Below are 1,732 nucleotides of genomic sequence, written 5' to 3' on the forward strand. Positions count from 1 at the left end.
ACCCCGTACAGCTCCTCCAACGCGGCGGCGGCCCGCCGGTTGCCCGGGGTCGGCCAGCTGCGCGGGGCGTTGACGGGGGAGTAGCCGCGGCGCAGGACGTACTCCGTGATGACCGGAAAACACCGGTGGACCACGTCCACGGTGGCGTCCACGTCGGCCCCGAACAGGATCCGGGAGACCGCGCGCAGCGCCAGGTGCATCATCTCGTCCGAGACGTCCACGATCCCGTCCCGGGCCCGCGCCCACGAGGCCAGCGTCCCGGCGGTCTCCTCGGCGACCGCCGCGGCGTAGCCGTCCACCCGCCTGCGGGTGAACAGCGGCTGCACCAGCCGGCGCTGACGCAGGTAGTCCGCGTCCTGAGCGGTCAGCAGGCCGTTGCCGAAGGAGTCCCGGATCTCCTCGTAGAAGGGGTTGTCCTTGCGGAAGCCGGCCGACTCCGAGGCCAGCACCTGCTGGGCCCCCTCGGCGGAGAACACGCAGTACATCTCCATGCGCAGCCCGGGCGGGCCGACGTCGATCCGTACCACGTCACCGTGGCGCCGCTGGGCGCGCAGATAGGTGCCGAGGGAATCCGTCTTCAGGTCCAGCATCGACCCGAGTACCGGCATCCCCTCCAGCACGGGAACCTCCGCCCCCGCGCCCGTCTCCGCACTCGCCCTCACTGACATGGCCGCCCCCTCGACTCCGTACCGACGAGGGGATTCTGCCGCCGGACCGCCCTCCCGGGCGAACGCGGCCCACCCGGCGGCCGGTTACCGACCCCCCGGGCGATTCCGTCTGCCGGGTGGGTCAGTAGCCCCAGCGTTGTCCGACGCCGCTGTCGTGGCGGCAGTAGATGGCCCGCCCGCCGGCGTCGCGGCCGGAGGTGCCGACGTCGGCCTTGCGGCAGATCTGGCCGGCCTTGTAGCAGTTCCCGGCGTTGGAGCGCGGGTAGCAGTCGGTCGACGCCCTGGTGGGTTCCGGCGCCGGTTCCTCGGTGTGCGGGCGCTCGGGGGCCGGGGCGGGAGCGGCCGTGGTGGGGGGTGCGGCGGACGGGGCCGGCGGGGTCGGCGTCGCCGTGGTGGGGGTGGTGGCAGGACTGGGCGTGGAACTGGGGCTCGGGCTCGATATCGCCGAGGGGCTGGAGCTGACGCCCGCCGTGGCGCTCGGGCTGCCAGCGGGGGTGGCGGGGTCGCAGGCGGCGAGGGACAGCACGGCGGCGATGGCGACGAGCGCACCCTTGTGGCACGTCTTCATCCGGCTGCGGAACGGTCTGGTCACGGGGAACTCCCAGGTGGTGAACGAGGGTGGGCAGGGCGAGAACGAGCCCCCTCCCGATCCATTCGGGAGGGGGCTCGGTCGGCTGTCGACGGGATGGCAATGCATGCCAGAGCTCTGGGTGGCGCTCAAGATACACAAACGTCCAAGGGCTACCGGGCGGTACGAACATGGAGACGGACATGCCGAAGCCCCCGCCGGCCGGCTCAATGCCGGGGCGGGGGCCTGGAGTTGGTGCGGACGGGCGTCGTCTCACGGGCCTGGATCCGGGATCCGGTCCAGGCCGCGCTCGATCCGTACTCGTCCGGCTCCCTAGATGTCGCGGAAGATCTCGATCTGGGCGCCCACCGAGTTGAGGCGCTCCGCGAGTTCCTCGTAGCCGCGGTTGATGACGTAGACGTTGCGCAGCACCGAGGTGCCCTCCGCCGCCATCATCGCCAGGAGGACGACCACCGCCGGCCGCAGGGCCGGGGGG

At 72.5% G+C, this 1,732-nt stretch carries 2 protein-coding genes and 1 pseudogene; all 3 read right to left on the bottom strand.

Features of this window, described 5'->3' with window-relative positions; genetic code table 11:
- Positions 1 to 668 (bottom strand): cytochrome P450 (locus tag VR44_RS04285; RefSeq protein WP_045946005.1); only part of this gene is annotated, 668 nt, incomplete at its 3' end.
- A 121-nt stretch (positions 669 to 789) separates the two neighbouring features.
- Positions 790 to 1,260 (bottom strand): hypothetical protein, encoded by a 471-nt coding sequence (locus tag VR44_RS04290; protein ID WP_157880215.1) that lies wholly within the window; start codon positions 1,258 to 1,260, stop codon positions 790 to 792.
- 309 nt (positions 1,261 to 1,569) lie between these two features.
- Positions 1,570 to 1,732, bottom strand: a pseudogene (locus VR44_RS43730) (UDP-N-acetylglucosamine 1-carboxyvinyltransferase); the annotation flags it as partial.

It is taken from the genome of Streptomyces katrae, assembly GCF_000966975.1.
GTDB lineage: Bacteria > Actinomycetota > Actinomycetes > Streptomycetales > Streptomycetaceae > Streptomyces > Streptomyces katrae.